This is a genomic window from Mycobacterium sp. E2497 (genome assembly GCF_001668695.1).
Lineage (GTDB): Bacteria > Actinomycetota > Actinomycetes > Mycobacteriales > Mycobacteriaceae > Mycobacterium.
The window spans coordinates 1-775 of sequence record NZ_LZKD01000035.1; the positions used below are offsets into that span (position 1 = coordinate 1).

Consider the following 775-nt stretch of genomic DNA (forward strand, 5'->3'; position numbering starts at 1 on the left):
AACCGGGTGCTCGTTGCTTTCGGCGCGGACCGCGCGATCGAATGCGGCCAGATGCGGATGCTCGCGCATCAGCCGGCTCGCCTCGTCCAGCACCGCCGCGAGGCGATCGACCACGCCGCCGGGACCCGCGGCGGCGGCTCGCAGCCGCGGCACCGCCATGCGTTCGATGTCCTCGACGGCCGCGTCCAGCAATTCGGACTTGTTCGGAAAGTAGTTGTAGAGGCTGGCGCTGGTGACGTTCGCGGCCCGGGCGATCTCACGGATGGTGGCGCCCGCGTACCCGAATTCGGCCACGCAGCGCATGGTGGCAACGACGATCCGCTGCCGCGTCTCCTCGCCGCTGGCGCCGACCGGACGTCCCCGTTGCGCCCGCGTCACCGTGCTGTCCTCACTCGCGCGTCCCGTCCGCCGGCTCCCGGTCCCCGACACGGTCGAATATAATCGAGTGATCGATTAGTTTCGGCTTCGCCGCGGAGGTGCGTAGTGCGTGATGGACGGAGCTGCGGCGGGCTTCCCGCCGCATGAGCGTCACGCCGCCGCAATTGGGTCGGCCGGTGGGTGCCGACGGTGAGCAGACCCGGGCCCGCATCATCACCGCCGCGATGCGATGTGTGGCCGAGAATGGCTATTCGCGCACCACGATTCGCGAGATCGCCCGGGCGGCCGACGTCACCAGCGGCAGCCTGTACCACTACTTCCCGAACAAGTCCGAATTGCTGGACGCGGCCGTCGAGGACATCGAACGCATGGCGGTGCCGCGGCTGCGAGCCGCCTC

Annotated in this window: 2 protein-coding genes; one reads left to right on the top strand and one right to left on the bottom strand. The window is 69.4% G+C overall.

Features of this window, described 5'->3' with window-relative positions:
* A partial coding sequence (locus A5713_RS02820; RefSeq protein WP_156751722.1) for a TetR/AcrR family transcriptional regulator occupies positions 1 to 378 on the bottom strand: 378 nt, incomplete at its 3' end.
* Between the two features lie 143 nt (positions 379 to 521).
* Between A5713_RS02820 and A5713_RS02825 the strand changes: the two genes are divergently transcribed.
* On the top strand, positions 522 to 775 hold a 254-nt coding region (locus tag A5713_RS02825; RefSeq protein WP_156751723.1), incomplete at its 3' end, for a TetR/AcrR family transcriptional regulator.